The 17,853-nt window shown below is 72.4% G+C and carries 13 protein-coding genes; 2 read left to right on the plus strand and 11 right to left on the minus strand.

What is annotated here, in order from left to right:
- Positions 1-30: 30 nt before the first annotated feature.
- The 5 genes from ilvC to CHC11_RS18520 all read right to left on the minus strand — a co-directional run bounded on the left by ilvC (position 31) and on the right by CHC11_RS18520 (position 6,528).
- Positions 31-1,014, minus strand: coding sequence for a ketol-acid reductoisomerase (gene ilvC, locus CHC11_RS18505; RefSeq protein WP_089312971.1), 984 nt, complete (start codon positions 1,012-1,014; stop codon positions 31-33).
- Positions 1,015-1,086: 72 nt separating this feature from the next.
- Positions 1,087-1,611, minus strand: coding sequence for an acetolactate synthase small subunit (ilvN, locus tag CHC11_RS18510; protein WP_089312972.1), 525 nt, complete (start codon positions 1,609-1,611; stop codon positions 1,087-1,089).
- A gap of 5 nt (positions 1,612-1,616) precedes the next feature.
- Entirely contained in the window at positions 1,617-3,488 is a 1,872-nt protein-coding gene (locus CHC11_RS18515) for an acetolactate synthase large subunit (RefSeq protein WP_281258341.1), read from the minus strand.
- 62 nt (positions 3,489-3,550) lie between these two features.
- Positions 3,551-3,703, minus strand: a complete 153-nt coding sequence (locus tag CHC11_RS41375; RefSeq protein ID WP_179278888.1) for a hypothetical protein — start codon at positions 3,701-3,703, stop codon at positions 3,551-3,553.
- A complete protein-coding gene (locus CHC11_RS18520; RefSeq protein WP_089312974.1) occupies positions 3,700-6,528 on the minus strand; it encodes a putative bifunctional diguanylate cyclase/phosphodiesterase in 2,829 nt (942 codons plus the stop codon). Before CHC11_RS18520 ends, CHC11_RS41375 begins: the two co-directional genes overlap by 4 nt.
- Positions 6,529-6,933: 405 nt before the next feature.
- Between CHC11_RS18520 and CHC11_RS18525 the strand changes: the two genes are divergently transcribed.
- Positions 6,934-8,040, plus strand: coding sequence for a PQQ-dependent sugar dehydrogenase (locus CHC11_RS18525; RefSeq protein ID WP_089313051.1), 1,107 nt, complete (start codon positions 6,934-6,936; stop codon positions 8,038-8,040).
- A 204-nt stretch (positions 8,041-8,244) separates the two neighbouring features.
- On the opposite strand, the gene gatB is transcribed toward CHC11_RS18525, so the two are convergent.
- The 3 genes from gatB to gatC form a co-directional block, all read right to left on the minus strand.
- Positions 8,245-9,729, minus strand: coding sequence for an Asp-tRNA(Asn)/Glu-tRNA(Gln) amidotransferase subunit GatB (gene gatB, locus CHC11_RS18530; protein ID WP_089313052.1), 1,485 nt, complete (start codon positions 9,727-9,729; stop codon positions 8,245-8,247).
- 14 nt (positions 9,730-9,743) lie between these two features.
- Positions 9,744-11,243 (minus strand): Asp-tRNA(Asn)/Glu-tRNA(Gln) amidotransferase subunit GatA, encoded by a 1,500-nt coding sequence (gene gatA / locus CHC11_RS18535; protein ID WP_089312975.1) that lies wholly within the window; start codon positions 11,241-11,243, stop codon positions 9,744-9,746.
- A 97-nt stretch (positions 11,244-11,340) separates the two neighbouring features.
- Positions 11,341-11,640: an Asp-tRNA(Asn)/Glu-tRNA(Gln) amidotransferase subunit GatC gene (gene gatC, locus CHC11_RS18540; protein ID WP_089312976.1), complete on the minus strand. Its 300-nt coding sequence runs from the start codon at positions 11,638-11,640 to the stop codon at positions 11,341-11,343.
- A 176-nt stretch (positions 11,641-11,816) separates the two neighbouring features.
- On the opposite strand from gatC, the gene CHC11_RS18545 reads away from it, so the two are divergent.
- Complete coding sequence (locus tag CHC11_RS18545; RefSeq protein WP_089312977.1) at positions 11,817-12,065, plus strand: DUF6458 family protein; 249 nt, start codon at positions 11,817-11,819, stop codon at positions 12,063-12,065.
- Between the two features lie 167 nt (positions 12,066-12,232).
- Here the strand turns inward: CHC11_RS18545 and CHC11_RS18550 are convergent, their stop codons facing one another.
- The 3 genes from CHC11_RS18550 to CHC11_RS18560 form a co-directional block, all read right to left on the minus strand.
- A complete protein-coding gene (locus CHC11_RS18550) occupies positions 12,233-14,347 on the minus strand; it encodes a putative bifunctional diguanylate cyclase/phosphodiesterase (RefSeq protein ID WP_089312978.1) in 2,115 nt (704 codons plus the stop codon).
- 258 nt (positions 14,348-14,605) lie between these two features.
- Positions 14,606-16,774 carry an NAD-dependent DNA ligase LigA gene (gene ligA / locus CHC11_RS18555; RefSeq protein ID WP_089312979.1) on the minus strand — a complete coding sequence of 723 codons (2,169 nt, stop codon included), beginning with the start codon at positions 16,772-16,774 and terminating at the stop codon, positions 14,606-14,608.
- Between the two features lie 51 nt (positions 16,775-16,825).
- Positions 16,826-17,827, minus strand: coding sequence for a methionine synthase (locus CHC11_RS18560; RefSeq protein WP_089312980.1), 1,002 nt, complete (start codon positions 17,825-17,827; stop codon positions 16,826-16,828).
- Positions 17,828-17,853 lie beyond the last annotated feature (26 nt).

Below are 17,853 nucleotides of genomic sequence, written 5' to 3' on the forward strand. Positions count from 1 at the left end.
GCACCGGTCCCCGCGCCGCCGCGGAAGGGCTCAGTCGTTGAGCCAGCTCATCATCGGGCGCAGCTCCGCGCCCGTCTTCTCGATCGGGTGCTGGGCCAGCTCCTCGCGGTACTGCGTGAACTTCTTCTGGCCGCCCTCGAACTCGTCCACCAGCTCCTTGGCGTACTCGCCGGACTGGATCTCGCCGAGGATCTTCTTCATCGCGGCCTTGGTCTCCGGCGTGATCACGCGCGGGCCGCGGCTGTAGCCGCCGTACTCGGCGTTGTCGGACACCGACCAGTACATCTTGGACACGCCGCCCTCGTACATCAGGTCGACGATCAGCTTCATCTCGTGCAGGACCTCGAAGTAGGCGACCTCCGGCTGGTAGCCGGCCTCGGTCAGCACCTCGAACCCGGTCTTGATCAGCTCGGAGACGCCGCCGCACAGCACCGACTGCTCGCCGAACAGGTCGGTCTCGGTCTCCTCGGTGAAGGTCGTCCTGATGCCGCCCGCGCGCAGGCCGCCGATGGCCTTGGCGTAGGACAGCGCCAGCGGCCAGGCGTTGCCGGACGCGTCCTTCTCCACGGCCACGATCACCGGCACGCCGCGCCCGGCGACGAACTGGCGGCGCACGAGGTGGCCCGGGCCCTTCGGCGCGACCATGGCCACGTCCACGCCCTCCGGCGGCTGGACGAGGTCGTAGCGGATGCTGAAGCCGTGGCCGAAGAACAGCGCGTCGCCCTCGACGAGGGCGGGCTTGATGTCCTTCTCGAAGATCTCCCGGTGGTGGTGGTCGGGGGCCAGCAGCATGATCAGGTCGGCCTCCTCGGCGGCCTCCGCCGGGGTGACCACGCGCAGGCCCTCGGCCTCCGCCTTCTCCCGGCTGGCCGACCCCTCGCGGAGCCCGACCCGCACGTCGACTCCGGAGTCGCGCAGCGAGAGCGCGTGCGCGTGCCCCTGGCTGCCGTAGCCGATGATCGCCACGTGCCGGCCCTGGATCACGCTCAGGTCGGCGGCGTCGTCGTAGAACATCTCAGCCACAGTGCTGTTGCCTTTCGTTGGTGTGGTTGGTGCCGCCCGCGGGCGGCGGTCCGGGTCGCGGGGTCAGGCGCTGCGCTCGATGGCCCGCAGCGAGCGGTCGGTGATGGACCGGGCGCCGCGGCCGACGGCCACCATGCCCGACTGCACCAGTTCCTTGATGCCGAACGGCTCCAGGATCTTGATGAACGCGTCCAGCTTGTCGCGGTTGCCGGTCGCCTCGATCGTGACGGCGTCGGGCGCGACGTCCACCACCTTGGCGCGGAACAGCGTCACGGTCTCCAGGACCTGCGAGCGGGTCTCGGCGTCGGCGCGCACCTTGACCAGCACGAGCTCGCGCTGGACGGACGCCGAGGGATCCAGCTCGACGATCTTCAGCACGTTGATCAGCTTGTTGAGCTGCTTGGTGACCTGCTCCAGCGGCAGGTCGGCGACGTTCACCACGATCGTCATCCGGGAGATCTCCGGATGCTCGGTGGTGCCCACCGCGAGGGACTCGATGTTGAAGCCGCGCCGGGAGAACAGCGCCGCGACCCGAGCCAGGATGCCGGGCTTGTTCTCCACCAGCACCGAGAGGGTGTGCAGGCTCATCGGGGTCAGTCTCCGTTCTCCCACTCGGGCGCCATGTCCCGGGCGATCTTGATGTCGTCGTTGGTGGTGCCGGCCGCGACCATCGGCCACACCATGGCGTCCTGGTGGACGACGAAGTCGATCACGACGGGGGCGTCGTTGATCTCCATGGCCTTGGCGATGACCTCGTCGACGTCCTCGGCCTTCTCGCAGCGCAGGCCGACGCAACCGTACGCCTCCGCGAGCTTGACGAAGTCGGGGATCCGCTTGGCCGAGTGCAGGTCGGTGTTGGAGTAGCGCCCCTCGTAGAAGAGCGTCTGCCACTGCCGGACCATCCCGAGGTTGCCGTTGTTGATCACGGCGACCTTGACCGGGATGCCCTCGATCGCGCAGGTCGCGAGCTCCTGGTTGGTCATCTGGAAGCAGCCGTCGCCGTCGATCGCCCAGACCGTGGAGTCCGGCGCGCCGACCTTGGCGCCCATCGCCGCCGGGACGGAGTACCCCATCGTCCCGGCGCCGCCGGAGTTCAGGAACGCGCCCGGCCGCTCGTACTTGATGAACTGCGCGGCCCACATCTGGTGCTGGCCGACGCCCGCGACGTAGTACGCCTCCGGCCCGGCGATCCGGCCGATCCGCTCGATGACGTACTGCGGCGACAGCGAGCCGTCGGCGGGCGTGTCGTAGCCCAGCGGATAGGTGTCGCGCCAGGCGCCGAGCTGGCGCCACCAGTCGGTGTAGTCGCCCTTGCGGCCCGCCTCCTGCTCGTTCTGCAGGGCCACGATCAGGTCGGCGATCACCTCGCGGGCGTCCCCGACGATCGGGACGTCGGCGTGCCGGTTCTTGGAGATCTCCGCCGGGTCGATGTCGGCGTGCACGACCTTGGCGTGCGGCGCGAACCCGTCCAGCTTCCCGGTGACGCGGTCGTCGAAGCGGGCGCCGAGCGCGACCAGCAGGTCGGCCCGCTGGAGCGCGCCGACCGCGCCGACCGCGCCGTGCATGCCCGGCATGCCCATGTTCAGCGGGTGGCTGTCGGGCAGGGCGCCCTTGGCCATCAGCGTGGTGACGACCGGCGCGCCGGTCAGCTCGGCGAGCACCTTCAGCTCGGCGGCCGCGCCCGCCTTCAGCACCCCGCCGCCGACGTACAGCACCGGGCGCCGCGCCTGGACGATCAGCCGTGCCGCCTCGCGGACCTGCTTGGAGTGCGGCCGGGTGACGGGCCGGTACCCGGGCAGCTGCAGCGCGACCGGCCACTCGAACCCGACCGTCGCCTGCAGGGCGTCCTTGGCGATGTCGACCAGGACGGGGCCGGGCCGCCCGGTGCCCGCGATGTGGAACGCCTCGGCGATGGTGCGCCCGATGTCCTCGGCCCGGGTGACCAGGAAGTTGTGCTTGGTGATCGGCATCGTGATGCCGGCGATGTCGGCCTCCTGGAAGCCGTCGGTGCCGATCAGGGAGGACGCGACCTGCCCCGTGATCGCCACGATCGGCACCGAGTCCATGTAGGCGTCGGAGATCGCCGTGACGAGGTTGGTCGCGCCCGGACCGCTGGTGGCCATGCAGACGCCCACCCTGCCGGTCACCATCGCGTAGCCCTGGGCGGCGTGGCCGGCGCCCTGCTCGTGCCGGACGAGGATGTGGCGCAGCTTCCTGGAGTCGAACAGCGGGTCGTACGCCGGGAGGATCGCGCCGCCCGGGATGCCGAACACCGTGTCGACGCCGACGTTCTCCAGGGCGCGGACCAGCGCCTGAGCTCCCGTCATCTGTTCGGTCGTCATGATTCTGCGGTTCCTTGGGGAGTGAGTGTTGGCTCGCCGGGCAACAAAAAACCCCCGCCGCCGTGAGGCGGTCGAGGGGAGGCGCGCAGGACGGAAAACTTGGTCAGCCTGCGCGCCGACCAAGTACTACGAGGATGGTGGAGGTGCTCTGCACGTGCCCACTTTCGCCGATGTCCGGCCACCGGTCAAATCCTTGGACGCTTTGTCTCATATGTCGAGACGAGTGTGTCGCCCGTAACGCCCGTGTCCGGCATGCCCGTGTCGCGCATGCCCGTGTCGCCCATGACCGTGTCGCCCATGACCGTGTCGCCCATGACCGTGTCGCGCACCGCGGTCATCCCGGCAGCGGGAGCGGGACGTCGCCCGGACGGGCCTTGCCGGCGAGGTTCGTCCGCACCAGCGACTCGACCCGCTGCGCCGCCATCGGCCGCGCCACGAGGAACCCCTGGCCGCGCGGGCACCCCATCTCCCGCAGCAGCTCCAGCTGCTCGGGCCGCTCGATGCCCTCCGCCACCACGGTCAGCCCGAGGTCGCTGCCGAGCCGCACGATCGTCCGGGTGAGCAGCGTCAGGGTCTCGTCCGAGCCGAGCCCCGCCACGAACGACGGGTCGATCTTGATGATGTCGACCGGGAGCTGCCCGAGGTAGGCCAGCGAGGCGTACCCGGTGCCGAAGTCGTCGATCGCGAGCCGGACGCCGAGGTCGCGCAGCTGGGAGAGGCGCTCGACGTTCTGGTCGGCGTCCTCGACGAGGACCTCCTCGCGCACCTCCAGCGTGAGCGCCTGCGGCGGCAGCCCCGTCTCCGCCAGCGCCGCCGCGACCGACTCCACGAACCGGGGCGCGGCGATCTGCCGGGCGGTGAAGTTCACCGACAGGCCCACGTCCCACGAGTCGCCGCGCCAGCGGGCGACCTCCCGGCACGCCTCCCGCAGCATCCAGTCGCCGAGCGGGATCATCAGGCCGGACTCCTCGGCCAGGCCGATGAACTCCTCCGGCGGTACCGCCTCGCTCCCCCGGCGCCAGCGCAGCAGCGCCTCCACGCCGGTCACCCGCGACGTGGCCAGCTCGACCACCGGCTGGAACTCCACGGAGAACTGCTCCTCGGCGAGCGCCGCCTGCAGGTCGCTGCCGAGCTCCAGCCGCCGGACGACGTCGGCGTGCATGTGCGGCGCGTACACCTCGACGCGCCCGCCGCCGAGCTCCTTCGCCCGGGCCATCGCCAGGTCGCCGTTGCGGATCAGTTCGGCGGCGCCGCGGCGGAGCCGGCGTCCCGCGTCCGATCCGCCGCCGTGCGGCTGCTCCGCGTCGGCGGCGAACGCGATGCCGACACTCGCCGTCAGCACGATGTGCTTGTTACCGACCTGGTATGGGTCGACCGAAAGTACGCGAAGGAGCCGACCGGCGAGTTCGACTGTGGCGCGCGTCTCACGATCGTCCGGCGGGAGCTGCACCAGGACGGCGAACTCGTCGCCGCCCCACCGCGCCACCGTGTCGTCGGCCTGGACGTTCGCGCGCAGCCGCCGGGCCGCCTGCGCGAGCACCTGGTCGCCGGCGGCGTGCCCGTCGGAGTCGTTCACGGCGGTGAACCCGTCCAGGTCGACGAACACGACCGCGGCCTTGCCGCCGGACGCCTGCCGCGACAGCACCTCCCGCGTGCGCTCCTCGAAGTAGGACCGGTTCGGCAGGCCCGTCAGCCCGTCGTGGAAGGTCAGATGGGCGACCTGCCGCTGCAGCGCCGCCTGCTCGCTCAGGTCGCGGGTGGTCACCAGGAGCCGGGACGGCGCCCCGTCCGAGCCCTTGTAGCGGGAGATCGTGGACTCCGTCGGCAGCCACGTCCCGTCGGCCGCGCGCAGCCGGCACGACACGCGCAGCGCGTCCTGCGGGCCGACGTCGCCGGACGGCTCGTCGAGGAACTCGGTGAACACCTGCTGGACGCGCGGCAGGTCCTCCGGGTGGATGATCTCGTTCAGCGGGCGGCCGAGCAGCTCGTCCTGGGTGTAGCGGTAGGTCCGCAGGGCGCCCGCGCTGGCGTGCCGGACGGTGGCGTCCAGGTCGCAGATGAGCACCGCGTCGTTGATGCTCTCCGACAGGGCCCGGAAGTGCTCCTCGCCGGTGTCCACGGCCCGGCGCAGCGCCTCGTTCTCCCGCAGCAGCGCGGCGAGGCGCGCGATCAGCACCAGCGCGGCCGAGCCCGCGGCGATCGAGATCGCCGGCTCCAGGCCGTCGTTGCCGGCGATCGAGTGGCCCGCGATGAACAGCGCGGCCGCGGCGGCCACCGCGGCGGGCGCGAGGCCGGGGCCGATCATGCGGCCGCACTCCTCGGCGGGCACCGCGACGTCCTCGGGGATGTCGTCGACGGGCAGCGCCGGCTCGGCGGCCGGGCCCGTCCACGGCACCAGCAGCAGGAGCAGCAGGCCGGCCAGGCGCAGGATGTCGGAGGGGTCCTCGGCGGACCCGCCCCCGTCCAGCCGGACGAACGTGGTCACGATGTCGGCCGCCGCGATGGCGGCCAGCGCGCCGTACCCCATCCAGGCGAGGCGGCGGTGCCCGCGCGCGGCGCCGAGGACGAACGGCAGCGCCCCGCAGACGAACACGATGTCGATCAGCGGGTACAGCAGTTCCAGCAGGAACTCCGGCGGCGACTCCCCCGACCGGTGGTACAGGTTCCCGAACAGGGCCACCCAGCCGAGGACGAACAGCGCGCAGGCGCAGACGTAGGTGTCGGCGGCGTAGCGCAGCCACGTCCCCGCGTCGCGGGGCAGCCGGATCGGCGCGACCAGGCCGATGACGAGCGCGACCAGCGCGACCAGGTAGAACAGGTCGGGGACCGACAGCGACAGGGCGCTGCGGCCCGAGCCGTACGCCAGCGCGCCGCCGACCGCGCCGACGAACCAGGAGGCGGCGGCGATGCCGTACCACCGCCAGGACGCGCGCCAGATGCCGCCGGGAGCACCGGCCGGGTCGGCGGACGGGCCGTCGGGGCGCCGGGACGACAGCAGAAGGGAGATCGCGGCGGCGCCCGCGGCGCCGGCCTCGGTCCAGGCGATGAAGGCGCGGCCGCCCCAGCCGAGCAGCGAGCCGGTGGCGTACAGCACACCGACGATCGCCGCCAGGGCGACCGGCAGCGCACGCGGCCGTACCCGCCTGGCGTAGTCGCCGCTCATCGCGCCGTGTCCCTTCCTGCCCGATGGGCCGGTCGGCCCTGGCTGAGGCCGCGCCGTGCCAGGGGAGAGTGGGGTCCACGACCCCCGCCGCCTGGATAACGGCCCGAAGGTCACGGATCGTGCCCCGCGCCGGATCGGCGCGGACCGGTGGCGAGCGCACCGGCCTCGCCTGCCGGGTATCAGCGACATTGCTGCACTACGGGATCACCGTGTCGCTCACTGTACGTTCGGTAGGTCACGGAGCGATTGAGGCTGGGCGACCTTCCCGCGACGAACGGCCTCGTCGCGGATCCGTTTGGGACGTCCGAAAGCCGATCGTCACCGGATCGCCGCCCTGCCCGGGATCACGCTGCGTTACGGGGAACGGTGAGCACCGGGCATCCGTACTACCTGCGGGAGGCGCTCATGCGACAGCACACGACCATCCTCGTCCCGGCCGTCCTGGTCTCGGCGGCCGCGCTCCTCGCGGCCTGCTCGTCCTCGCCGTCCGGGGGCGGGGAGGGCCGGACCCCGCCGCCGGCGTCCAGGACCCCGCCCGGAACGGCGAGCGGCGAGCCGGGCACGCCCCGCACCGTCGCCGACGGCCTCAAGGTGCCCTGGGCCGTGGCGTTCCTGCCCGGAGGCGACGCGCTGGTCACCGAACGGGACACCGCCCGGCTCCTGCGCGTCACGCCGTCCGGCCGCAGGACGACGGTCGGCACGGTGCCCGGCGTGGACGCGCAAGGTGAGGGCGGCCTCCTCGGCGTCGCGGTCTCCCCGTCGTACGACACCGACCAATTCGTCTACCTGTACTACACGGCCGCGTCCGACAACCGTGTCGTGCGCGCCACCTATGACGGCCGTCTACGCGACCTGAGACCGATCGTCACCGGCATCCCCAAGGGCGGCATCCACAACGGCGGGCGCCTGGCGTTCGGACCCGACGAGATGCTTTACATCGCCACCGGCGAGACCGGCGAGGGCGACAAGGCGCAGGACAGGAACTCCCTCGGCGGCAAGATCCTGCGCGTCACCCCCGACGGCGCGCCCGCGCCCGGCAACCCGTTCGGTACCCGCGTCTGGACGTACGGGCACCGCAACGTCCAGGGCCTCGCCTGGGACGCCGCCGGCCGCATGTACGCCACCGAGTTCGGCCAGGACCACTTCGACGAGATCAACCTGATCACCAAGGGCCGCAACTACGGCTGGCCCGTGGTCGAGGGGGTCGGCCACCGCAAGGGCTTCACCGACCCGCTCCTGACCTGGACGACCGACCAGGCGTCGCCGTCCGGCCTCGCCTACGCGGACGGTTCCCTGTGGGCCGCCGCGCTGCGCGGCGAGCGCCTCTGGCAGATCCCGCTCGACGACGGCGGGGCGGGGCGCCCCATCGCCCGCCTCCAGGGCCGCTACGGACGGCTACGCGCAGTCGTCCGCGCGCCCGACGGCTCGCTGTGGGTGACGACCAGCAACCAGGACGGCCGAGGCACCCCCAGATCAGGCGACGACCGCATCCTCGACTTCCCCCTCGGTTGAGCGCCCACAGCGACCGGGCCTCCCGGCGCGCTCAGGAAGCCTGACTCCGCTGAGACGCTCGGCATCGCCGGAACGGCCCGGTGCTGTCGGGCCGTCCGGCACCGCCGAGACGGCCCGACATTCCTGCGCCCGAGCTTCGCCGAGACGTCCTCGCCCCTCCGGAGGCGCCCCGGGCCACCGCCCGGGCCACCGGACCAGCGCGGGTCAGGAGGCGCCGAGCTTTTCCAGGATCAGTTCGCGGGCGCGGCCGGCGTCGGCCTGGCCGCGGGTGGCCTTCATCACGGCGCCGACGAGGGCGCCGGCGGCGGCGACCTTTCCGGCGCGGATCTTGTCGGCCACGTCCGCGTTGCCGGCGATCACCTGGTCGACGACCGAGGACAGCTCGCCCTCGTCGCTGACGACCTTCAGGCCGCGGGCGGCGACGACCTCGTCCGGGCCGCCCTCGCCCGCGAGGACGCCCTCGAACACCTTGCGGGCCAGCTTGTCGTTCAGCTCGCCCGCGGTGATCATCGCCTGCACGCGGGCGACCTGCTCGGGGGTGATCGGCAGGTCGGCCAGTTCGACGCCCTGCTCGGTGGCGCGCCGCGACAGCTCGTTCATCCACCACTTGCGGGCCGCGGCGGCGTCGGTGCCCTGCGCGATCGTCGCCTCGATGAGGTCGACGGCGCCGGCGTTCACGACGTCCCGCAGCTCCAGGTCGGAAAGGCTCCACTCCCGCTGGATGCGGCCGCGGCGCGCGGCCGGAAGCTCCGGCAGGGTCGCCCGCAGCCGCTCCACCCACTCCCGCGCCGGCGCCATCGGCACCAGGTCGGGCTCGGGGAAGTAGCGGTAGTCCTGCGCCTCCTCCTTGCTGCGCCCGCTCGTGGTGCGGCCGGTGTCCTCGTGGAAGTGCCGGGTCTCCTGGACGATGGTGCCGCCGGCGTCCAGCACGCCCGCCTGCCGCTCGATCTCCGACCGGACGGACCGCTCGACCGACCGCAGCGAGTTGACGTTCTTGGTCTCGGTCCGCGTGCCCCACTTCTCGGCGCCGCGCGGCATCAGCGAGACGTTCACGTCGCAGCGCATCGAGCCCTGCTCCATGCGCACGTCCGACACGCCGAGCGACCGGACCAGCTCGCGCAGCTCCGTCGCGTACGCCCGCGCCACCAGCGGCGCCCGGTCGCCGGTCGCGGGGATCGGCTTGGTGACGATCTCCACCAGCGGGATGCCCGCCCGGTTGTAGTCGACGAGGGAGTACTCGGCGCCGTGGATGCGCCCCGTCGAGCCGCCGACGTGCAGCGACTTGCCGGTGTCCTCCTCCATGTGGACGCGCTCGATCCCGATCCGGTACGTCTCGCCGTCGACCTCGACGTCCAGGTGGCCGTCGACGCAGAGCGGCTCGTCGTACTGCGAGATCTGGAAGTTCTTCGGCATGTCCGGATAGAAGTAGTTCTTCCGGGCGAACCGGCACCACTCCACGATGTCGCAGTTCAGCGCGAGGCCGATCTTGATGATGCCCTCGATCGCGGCGTGGTTGGTGACCGGCAGCGCTCCCGGCAGTCCCAGGCACACCGGGCACACCTGCGTGTTCGGCTCCGCGCCGAACGCCGTCGGGCACCCGCAGAACATCTTGGACGCGGTGTCGAGCTCGATGTGCGTCTCGATGCCGAGCACCGGCTCGAACCTCGCCAGCGCCTCGTCGTAGTCCATCAGGGCCGGAGTGGTCACTTCGCCTCCACCAGTTCCGGGGCCTTGGCCAGCAGCGGGCCGCCCCAGCGGTCTTCGAGGGCCCGCTCGACGGCGGCGCCGACGCGGTAGACGCGGTCGTCGCCGAGGACGGGGGCCATGATCTGCAGGCCGACGGGCAGGCCGTCCGCCAGGCCGCACGGCACCGAGATCGCGGCGTTGCCGGTGAGGTTGGCCGGGATCGTGCACAGGTCGGCCAGGTACATGGCGATCGGGTCGTCGGCGCGCTCGCCGATCGGGAACGCGGTGGTCGGCGTGGTCGGCGAGACCAGCACGTCCACCTGCTCGAACGCGGCCTCGAAGTCGCGCTTGATCAGGGTGCGGACCTGCTGCGCCTTGCCGTAGTAGGCGTCGTAGTAGCCCGACGACAGCGCGTAGGTGCCGAGCATGATGCGCCGCTTGACCTCGGGCCCGAAGCCCTCCGCGCGGGTCAGCGCCATGACCTCCTCGGCGCTGCGGCTGCCGTCGTCGCCGACGCGCAGGCCGTACCGCATCGCGTCGAAGCGCGCCAGGTTGGACGAGCACTCCGAAGGCGCGATCAGGTAGTAGGCGGGCAGCGCGTAGGAGAAGTTCGGGCAGGACACCTCGACGACCTTCGCGCCGAGGGACTCCAGCAGCTCGACCGCCTCGCTGAAGCGCGCGGAGACGCCCGCCTGGTAGCCCTCGCCCGCGAACTCCTTCACGACCCCGACGCGCAGCCCGTTGACGTCGGCGCGGCGCGCGGCCTCCACGACCGGCGGGACGGCCTCGTCCACCGAGGTCGAGTCCATCACGTCGTGGCCGCTGAACGCCTCGTGCAGCAGCGCCGCGTCGAGCACGTTGCGGGCGAACGGGCCGGGCGTGTCGAGCGAGGACGCGAACGCGATGACGCCGTAGCGGGACGAGCCGCCGTAGGTGGGCTTCATGCCGACGATGCCGGTGACGGCGGCGGGCTGCCGGATCGAGCCGCCGGTGTCGGTGCCGGTGGACAGCGGCGCCTCGTACGCGGCGACCGCCGCCGACGACCCGCCGGACGATCCGCCCGGGACCCGCTCCAGGTCCCACGGGTTGCGGGAGGTGAAGTAGGCGCTGTTCTCCGTGGACGAGCCCATCGCGAACTCGTCCATGTTCGTCTTGCCGAGGATCACCAGCCCGGCCTGCCGCAGCCGCGCCGTCACGGTCGCGTCGTACGGCGGCCGCCAGCCCTCAAGGATCTTGGATCCGGCGGTGGTGGGCATGTCCGCGGTGGTGAACACGTCCTTGTGCGCGATGGGGACGCCGGCCAGCGGGCCGAGCTCCTCCCCCGCCGCGCGCCGCTCGTCCACCCCGCGGGCCTGCGCCAGCGTCGTCTCGCGGTCGACGTGCAGGAACGCGTTGACGCTGCCGTCCACCGCCGCGATGCGCTCCAGGTGCGCCTCGGCCACCTCGACGGCCGACGCCTCACCGGCGGCGATCAGCTCCCCGAGCTCCGCCGCACTCTTCCTCACCAGCTCACTCACCGGTCGTGTCCTTTCTGGGGGGACGACCCCCCAGGCCCCCCGGCCGTGCCGCCTGACCGGTGCCCTCCACTCCGCTGCGCTCCGTTCCGGTCACCGGTCAGGCCTCCTCATCGAGGATCCGCGGCACGCGGAAGCGCTGCTCCTCGGCGGCCGGGGCGCCGGCGAGGGCCTGCTCGGGCCGGAGGCACTGCCGCACCTCGTCCGTCCGGTAGACGTTGGTCAGCGGCAGCGCGTGGGAGGTGGGCGGGATGTCCTCCGCCGCGACCTCCTGCACCCGCGCGACCGCGGAGATGATCTGGTCGAGCTGGGCGGCGAGATGGTCGAGCTCATCGTCGCCGAGCGCCAGCCGGGACAGCCGGGCGAGGTGCGACACCTCGTCACGGGTGATGGCGGACATTGAGAAACCGTTCCTGCGATGAAGTGGGTTCACGACCATCCTATGGGCCCGCACCCCCGCGCCCCGACCCGTTTACGCGGGCGCGCCCGCGGCAGGTCGGCGAGGTCGCCCGTTTCATCCCCGCACGGAGGGAACGGTTCTTGCGTCCACCCTCGGGACGACGAGAGGAGACCGCCGTGACCATCGGCGGCAGCATCGCCCTGATCATCATCGGCGCGATCCTGGCTTATGCGGTCAACTACGAGTTCAGCGGCATCGACATCCGGCTGGTCGGCGTCATCCTGATGATCGGCGGCCTGATCGGCCTGGTCGTCGGCATCGTGCGGATCATGTCCGCCCGCCGCGCCGTCGATCGCCGCCCCCCGCCGGCGGCCGTGCGCGAGGAGTACTACCCCGACGACTACGAGGCCCGCCGCCGCTACTGACCGCGGCGCCGCGGGTACCGCCGCACGCGCACGCCCGACGGCAGGGTGCCGCCTTCATCAAGGCGGCACCCTGTTCGGGCGTCTACTGCAAGACGGCGCTCGCTCGCCCTGGCAGAGCACGACACTCCTGACAGGGCTGCTGGAGGGCGGCGGCGCGCCGGGCGGGGTCAGGCGCCTCCGGGGGCCTTGACCGAGGGGACGGCGACGGAGTACAGCCAGTCGGTGGCGGTCGCGGCGTCCATGGGGTGGCAGAAGTGCCAGCCCTGCGCGGCGTCGCAGCCCATCTCGCGGAGCCTCTCGGCGGTCGCGAGGTCCTCCACGCCCTCGGCGACCGACCGCAGGCCGAGGGTGCGGACGAGGTCGACGATCGAGCGGACGATGACGGCGTCGTCGGGCGAGTCGGCCAGGCGCCGCACGAACGAGGAGTCGATCTTGATCTCCTCGACGGGCAGGCGCTTGAGCCGGACGAGGGAGGAGTAGCCGGTGCCGAAGTCGTCCAGGCTGAGCGGGATGCCGAGCTCGGCGAGGGCGCTCACGGTGTCGGAGGCGTAGGCGGGCTCGTTCATCAGGATGCGCTCGGTGATCTCCAGCTGGAGCGCGGCGGCGGGCAGGCCGCGGGCCAGCAGGCCCTCCTCGATGACCTCGGTGAGGCCGGTGTCGAGCAGGTCGCGTCCCGAGGCGTTCACCGCGACCTGGACGGGCATGTCCGCCCGCCACCACGCGGCGGTCTGCGCGAGCGCGGCCTGCACGACGTAGTGGGTGATCGAGCGCATCAGGTAGGTCTGCTCGGCGACCGACAGGAACGCCGCGGGCTCCAGGAGGCCCTGGTCGGGGTGGCGCCAGCGCAGCAGGGCCTCCATGCCGACGAGGTGGCCGTCCCGCAGCGCGATCTTCGGCTGGTAGAACAGCTCAAGCTCGGAGCGGTCGATGGCGCGGCGCAGGTCGCCGAGCATGCTGAGCCGGGCCGGGGAGTTGCGGTCCTTGCCGGGCGAGTACGTCTCGACGCCGGACCGGGCCTCCTTGGCGTTGTACATGGCGACGTCGGCGCGTTGCAGCAGCAGCTCGAAGTCGGGCGCGTGGTCGGGGAACAGCGCGATGCCGACGCTGGCCTCCAGGTCGAACGACATGCCGTCCAGCCGGACGGGTTCGGAGAGCGCGGCGCGCAGCCGGGCGGCGACCTCGCGGGCGGCGGCCTCGTCCCGCACGGTGGGCAGCAGCACCGCGAACTCGTCGCCGCCGAGCCGCGCGACGAGGTCGCCGGGGCGGACGCTGTGGGTGAGCCGGTGCGCGACGAGCTGCAGCAGCCGGTCGCCGGTGGGGTGCCCGAGGGTGTCGTTGACCTCCTTGAACCGGTCGAGGTCGAGCAGGAACAGCCCGGCGCGGTGGTCCGGCGGGTCGGCCGCCTTGCGCCGCCGGGCCCCGAGGCCGGCGGCGCGCGGGAGCCGCCGGTCCGCGCCGCGCGCCTCGGCGAGGGCCTCCTCGGTGCGGACGATCAGCAGCTTGCGGTTGGGCAGGCCGGTCAGCCCGTCGTGCAGCGCCTGGTGCTCGCGCCGGACCGAGACGGAGGCGTTGAGGTAGACGGCGATGAACGGCAGGACGATCAGCGGCACGAAGACGGCGGACCGGTCCATCGCGATGACCATCAGCGGGGCGAGGCCGAGCAGCGCCAGGTGCACGAGGACCTGGTAGGCGAGGTCCCAGCGGAGCGCCTTGACGAGCGAGACGCGGGCGTGCAGCGCGACGGCGGCGCCGACGAGGGTGTCGTTGCAGACGAAGTAGACGGTGCCGGCGAGCGCGATCGCGGGCAGGTCGGAGCCGTGCGGCACCCAGAGCTGCGAGGGGGTCGCGAGGTCGCCGGAGAGCGCGAGGACGAGCTGGGCGGCGGCCAGGCTGAGGGTGTACTGGGCGACGTTGAAGGCGATGCGGTGCGGGGAGCGGGCGCGGAAGATCCCGCAGGTGATCACGGCGACGGCCTGGAGGGCGGCGGCGATGGGCAGCCCCGCGTACAGCAGCGCGGCGAACGAGAACGTGGTCGAGGTGGTGGCGCCGTTGTTCTCGGTGCTGCCGGGCGTGATGATCGGCCGCAGCTCACCGAAGATGATGAAGCAGCCGAGGAGCCAGAACACGGGGGTTCCGGCGAGCGCGTCCAGGTCGGCGCGGGTCAGCCCGGAGAACGCGGTGGCCCCGGCGGCGGCGCCGAGCAGGATGACGACGACGAAGTAGATCCACAACGGGGAGCCGCGGCGTGGCGCCGTGTTCCGCGTGTTGTTCGGGTCCTTCATCACATCCTCGGGGGGCTTCGGGGGGTCGGCCCCCGGCACCGGGCGTCCCCGACCTCGGGGGACGCCCCCCGGGTGTTACGTCCGGAGATTTCAGGTGTGGGTCGTGATGTGAGGGAGAGTACGGCCTTTGCTCAACTTCGCGAAACCGGTTGCGTACGTTCCGTTATTTCCTTTCCACGCCCGTCCCTCGTCGGTGGGTAGTGGAAGTGTACCCCTGAGTAACGCAACCCTGGTCGAAACCCCCGCAACCACACCCTGTTAGGCGTCGGCGCGCATAGTTACGTTTTTGGCCGCATCTGGCCCATCGGCGAGCAGGACCCGGAACCCCTCCTCGGCCAGGACCGGCACGCCCAACTTGACCGCCTTGTCGTATTTCGACCCTGGACTGTCGCCGACGACCACGAAGCCCGTCTTCTTCGACACCGAGCCGGACACCTTCCCGCCGAGCCGCTGCACCGCCTCGGTCGCCGAGTCGCGGCTGAACCCCTCCAGCGATCCGGTGATCACGACGCTGACGCCCTCCAGCGGGCGCGGGCCCGCGGCGCCCTCGTCCTCCATCCGGACCCCCGCGGCCCGCCACTTGTCGACGATCTCGCGGTGCCAGGGCTCCTCGAACCACTTCCTGATCGACGCGGCGATGGTGGGCCCGACGCCGTCGACCGCGGCGAGCTCCTCCTGCGTCGCCTCGGCGATCGCGTCCAGCGAGCGCATCTCGCGCGCGAGGTCCTGGGCGGCGGACGGCCCCACGTGCCGGATCGACAGCGCCACCAGCACCCGCCACAGGGGCTGCCGCTTGGCCTTCTCCAGCTCCTCGAAGAGGATCTCGACCGTCTTCTTCGGCTCGCCCTCCTTGTTGGCGAAGAACGAGACCACCTTCGGCTCGCCGGTCTTCGGGTCGGTCTTGGTCGTGCCGGTCCGCTGGTCGAGCACGAGGCTCCTGATCGGCAGCAGCTGGTCGACGGTGATGTGGAACAGGTCGCCCTCGTCCTTCACCGGCGGGTCGCTCGGCTCCAGCGGCTGGGTGAGCGCGGTCGCCGCGACGTACCCGAGCGCCTCGATGTCGAGCACCTTGCGGCTCGCCAGGTAGAACAGCCGCTCGCGCAGCTGGCCGGGACAGCTCTCGGCGTTCGGGCAGCGGATGTCGACGTCGCCCTCCTTCTCGTACGCCAGCTCCGTCCCGCATTCGGGGCAGGTGGCGGGCATGACGAACTCGCGCTCGGAGCCGTCGCGCAGCCCGGTCACCGGCGCGACGATCTCGGGGATGACGTCGCCCGCCTTGCGCAGCACGACCGTGTCGCCGATCAGCACGCCCTTGCGCCTGACCTCGCTCGCGTTGTGCAGCGTCGCCCGCTCGACCGTGGACCCGGCGACCTTGATCGGCTCCATCACCCCGTAGGGGGTGACGCGCCCGGTCCGCCCCACTCCGACCTTGATGTCGAGGAGCTTGGTGTTGACCTCCTCCGGCGGGTACTTCCACGCGATCGCCCAGCGCGGCGCCCGGCTCGTGGACCCGAGCCTGCGCTGCAGCGCGAACTGGTCGACCTTGACGACCACCCCGTCGATCTCGTAGGCGGTGCCGTGCCGGTCCTCGCCGTACTCCTCGATGTACTCGCGCACCGCCGCGAGCCCGCCGACGACCTTGTAGCGGTCGCTGACCGGCAGGCCCCAGCCGCGCATCAGCTCGTACGCGCCGGACTGGCCGTCGGGCTGCTTTCCGCCCCGCCACGCGCCGAACCCGTGGACGAGCATGCCGAGCGGCCGGTGCGCCGTGACGCGCGGGTCCTTCTGCCGCAGCGAGCCCGCCGCCGCGTTGCGCGGGTTGGCGAACGGCTCCTTGCCCGCCTCGATCTGGACCGCGTTGACCTGCTCGAACCCCTCGACCGGCAGGAAGACCTCGCCGCGGACCTCCAGCACGTCCGGCCAGCCGTCGCCGGCCAGCCGGTCCGGGACGTCGGCGATGGTGCGCACGTTGTTGGTGACGTCCTCGCCGGTGCGCCCGTCACCGCGGGTGACCCCGCGCGTGAGCCGCCCGTTCTCGTACGTCAGCGCGATCGCCAGGCCGTCGATCTTCGGTTCGCACAGGTAGCCGGCGACCTCGCCGACCTCCTTGACGACCCGCTCGTCCCAGGCGAGCAGCTCCTCGGCGCTCATCGCGTTGTCCAGGCTCTGCATCCGCTCCAGGTGCTGGACGGTCGCGAAGTCGGTGACGATGGGCGCGCCGACCCGCTGCGTCGGCGAGTCGGGCGTGACCAGTTCCGGATGCCGCTCCTCCACCGCGCGGATGTCGCGCATCATCCGGTCGTACTCGGCGTCGGAGAGCGTGGGCTGGTCGAGGACGTAGTACCGGTAGTTGGCCTCGTCGAGCCGCTCGCTCAGCTCCTTGTGGCGCTGCCGCGCCTCGGCCGGAACGCCGTTGCTCATGGTCATGCCCCTATTCTCGCCACCGGGACCGACAATATGAGCCCTCGGCGCGCCCTTCTACAGAGCCGCTTCGTAGAGCATCCGGGCCGTGTCGCGGCAGCGTCCGAGGGCCGCGCGGACGTGCCGCGGCGACGCGCCCGCCAGCCCGCACGCCGGGGTGATCACGACCTGCTCGGCGAGACGCTGCGCCGGGAAGCCGAACCGCCGCCACAGCTCCCGCACGGGCTCGGCGGTCGCCCGGAGGGACGGCAGCGCGGCGTCGGCCGCGGGCACCGCACCGAGGAACAGGCCGATGCCCGCGTCGATCGTCTCCCCCACGGCGTCGTCGTCCCGTGTCGGCACCAGCCGCAGGTCGACCGAGAGCGCCTTCGCCCCGGCTCCGCGCAGCAGCCCGTACGGGACGTTCCGGGCGCAGCAGTGCACGACGGGGTACGCGCCCGCCGCGTCGATCACCGTGCGCAGCGCCTCCTCGGCGACCGGCTCCTCGACGGCCCGCAGCCGCGAGAACCCGCTGGCGGTCGGGACCGTCCCGGCGAGCGCGCCCGGCAGGCCGGGCTCGTCCAGCTGGAGGAGGATCTGCGCCGCGGGGAGCCGCCGCCGGACGTCGGCCACGTGCCCCGCCACGCCCTCGGCCAGCGAGGCGACCAGGTCCCGGACGGCGCCGGGGTCCCGCAGCGCCCGGTCGCCGTGCCGCAGCTCGATCGAGGCGGCCAGCGTCCACGGCCCGCACACCTGGATCTTGAACGGGCCGTCGTGGCCGCCCGCGGCCTCCTCCAGGACGTCCAGGTCGCGGGCGAGGTGGTCGCGGGAGCGCAGCGTGTCGCGGCCCGGGCGGTCGGAGAACCGCCACCCGGACGGCTCCAGGTGCACGGGCATGTCGACCAGCAGCCCGGCGGTCCGTCCCGCCAGGTCGGCGCCGGGGCCGCGCGCGGGCAGCTCGGGCAGGTGCGGCAACTCGGGCAGTTCGCCGAGGACGACCCGCAGCGACTCAGCGGGGTCGTCCCCCGGATAGGACCCGACCCCGGTCGCCGTCCCGGGCTGCCACGGAAAGCTCGTCACCCTCGAACCCTATCGGCGCCGCGACG

The organism is Actinomadura mexicana, assembly GCF_900188105.1.
GTDB classification, from domain to species: Bacteria; Actinomycetota; Actinomycetes; order Streptosporangiales; family Streptosporangiaceae; genus Spirillospora; species Spirillospora mexicana.

What these genes read in the sequence shown, in the direction of transcription:
- ilvC (WP_089312971.1), bottom strand. Translation starts at nt 1,014, where the DNA reads ATGTTCTACGACGACGCCGCCGACCTGAGCGTGATCCAGGGCCGGCAC.
- ilvN (WP_089312972.1), bottom strand. Translation starts at nt 1,611, where the DNA reads ATGAGCCTGCACACCCTCTCGGTGCTGGTGGAGAACAAGCCCGGCATC.
- CHC11_RS41375 (WP_179278888.1), bottom strand. Translation starts at nt 3,703, where the DNA reads ATGACCGCGGTGCGCGACACGGTCATGGGCGACACGGTCATGGGCGAC.
- CHC11_RS18520 (WP_089312974.1), bottom strand. Translation starts at nt 6,528, where the DNA reads ATGAGCGGCGACTACGCCAGGCGGGTACGGCCGCGTGCGCTGCCGGTC.
- CHC11_RS18525 (WP_089313051.1), top strand. Translation starts at nt 6,934, where the DNA reads ATGCGACAGCACACGACCATCCTCGTCCCGGCCGTCCTGGTCTCGGCG.
- gatB (WP_089313052.1), bottom strand. Translation starts at nt 9,729, where the DNA reads ATGGACTACGACGAGGCGCTGGCGAGGTTCGAGCCGGTGCTCGGCATC.
- gatC (WP_089312976.1), bottom strand. Translation starts at nt 11,640, where the DNA reads ATGTCCGCCATCACCCGTGACGAGGTGTCGCACCTCGCCCGGCTGTCC.
- CHC11_RS18550 (WP_089312978.1), bottom strand. Translation starts at nt 14,347, where the DNA reads ATGAAGGACCCGAACAACACGCGGAACACGGCGCCACGCCGCGGCTCC.
- ligA (WP_089312979.1), bottom strand. Translation starts at nt 16,774, where the DNA reads ATGACCATGAGCAACGGCGTTCCGGCCGAGGCGCGGCAGCGCCACAAG.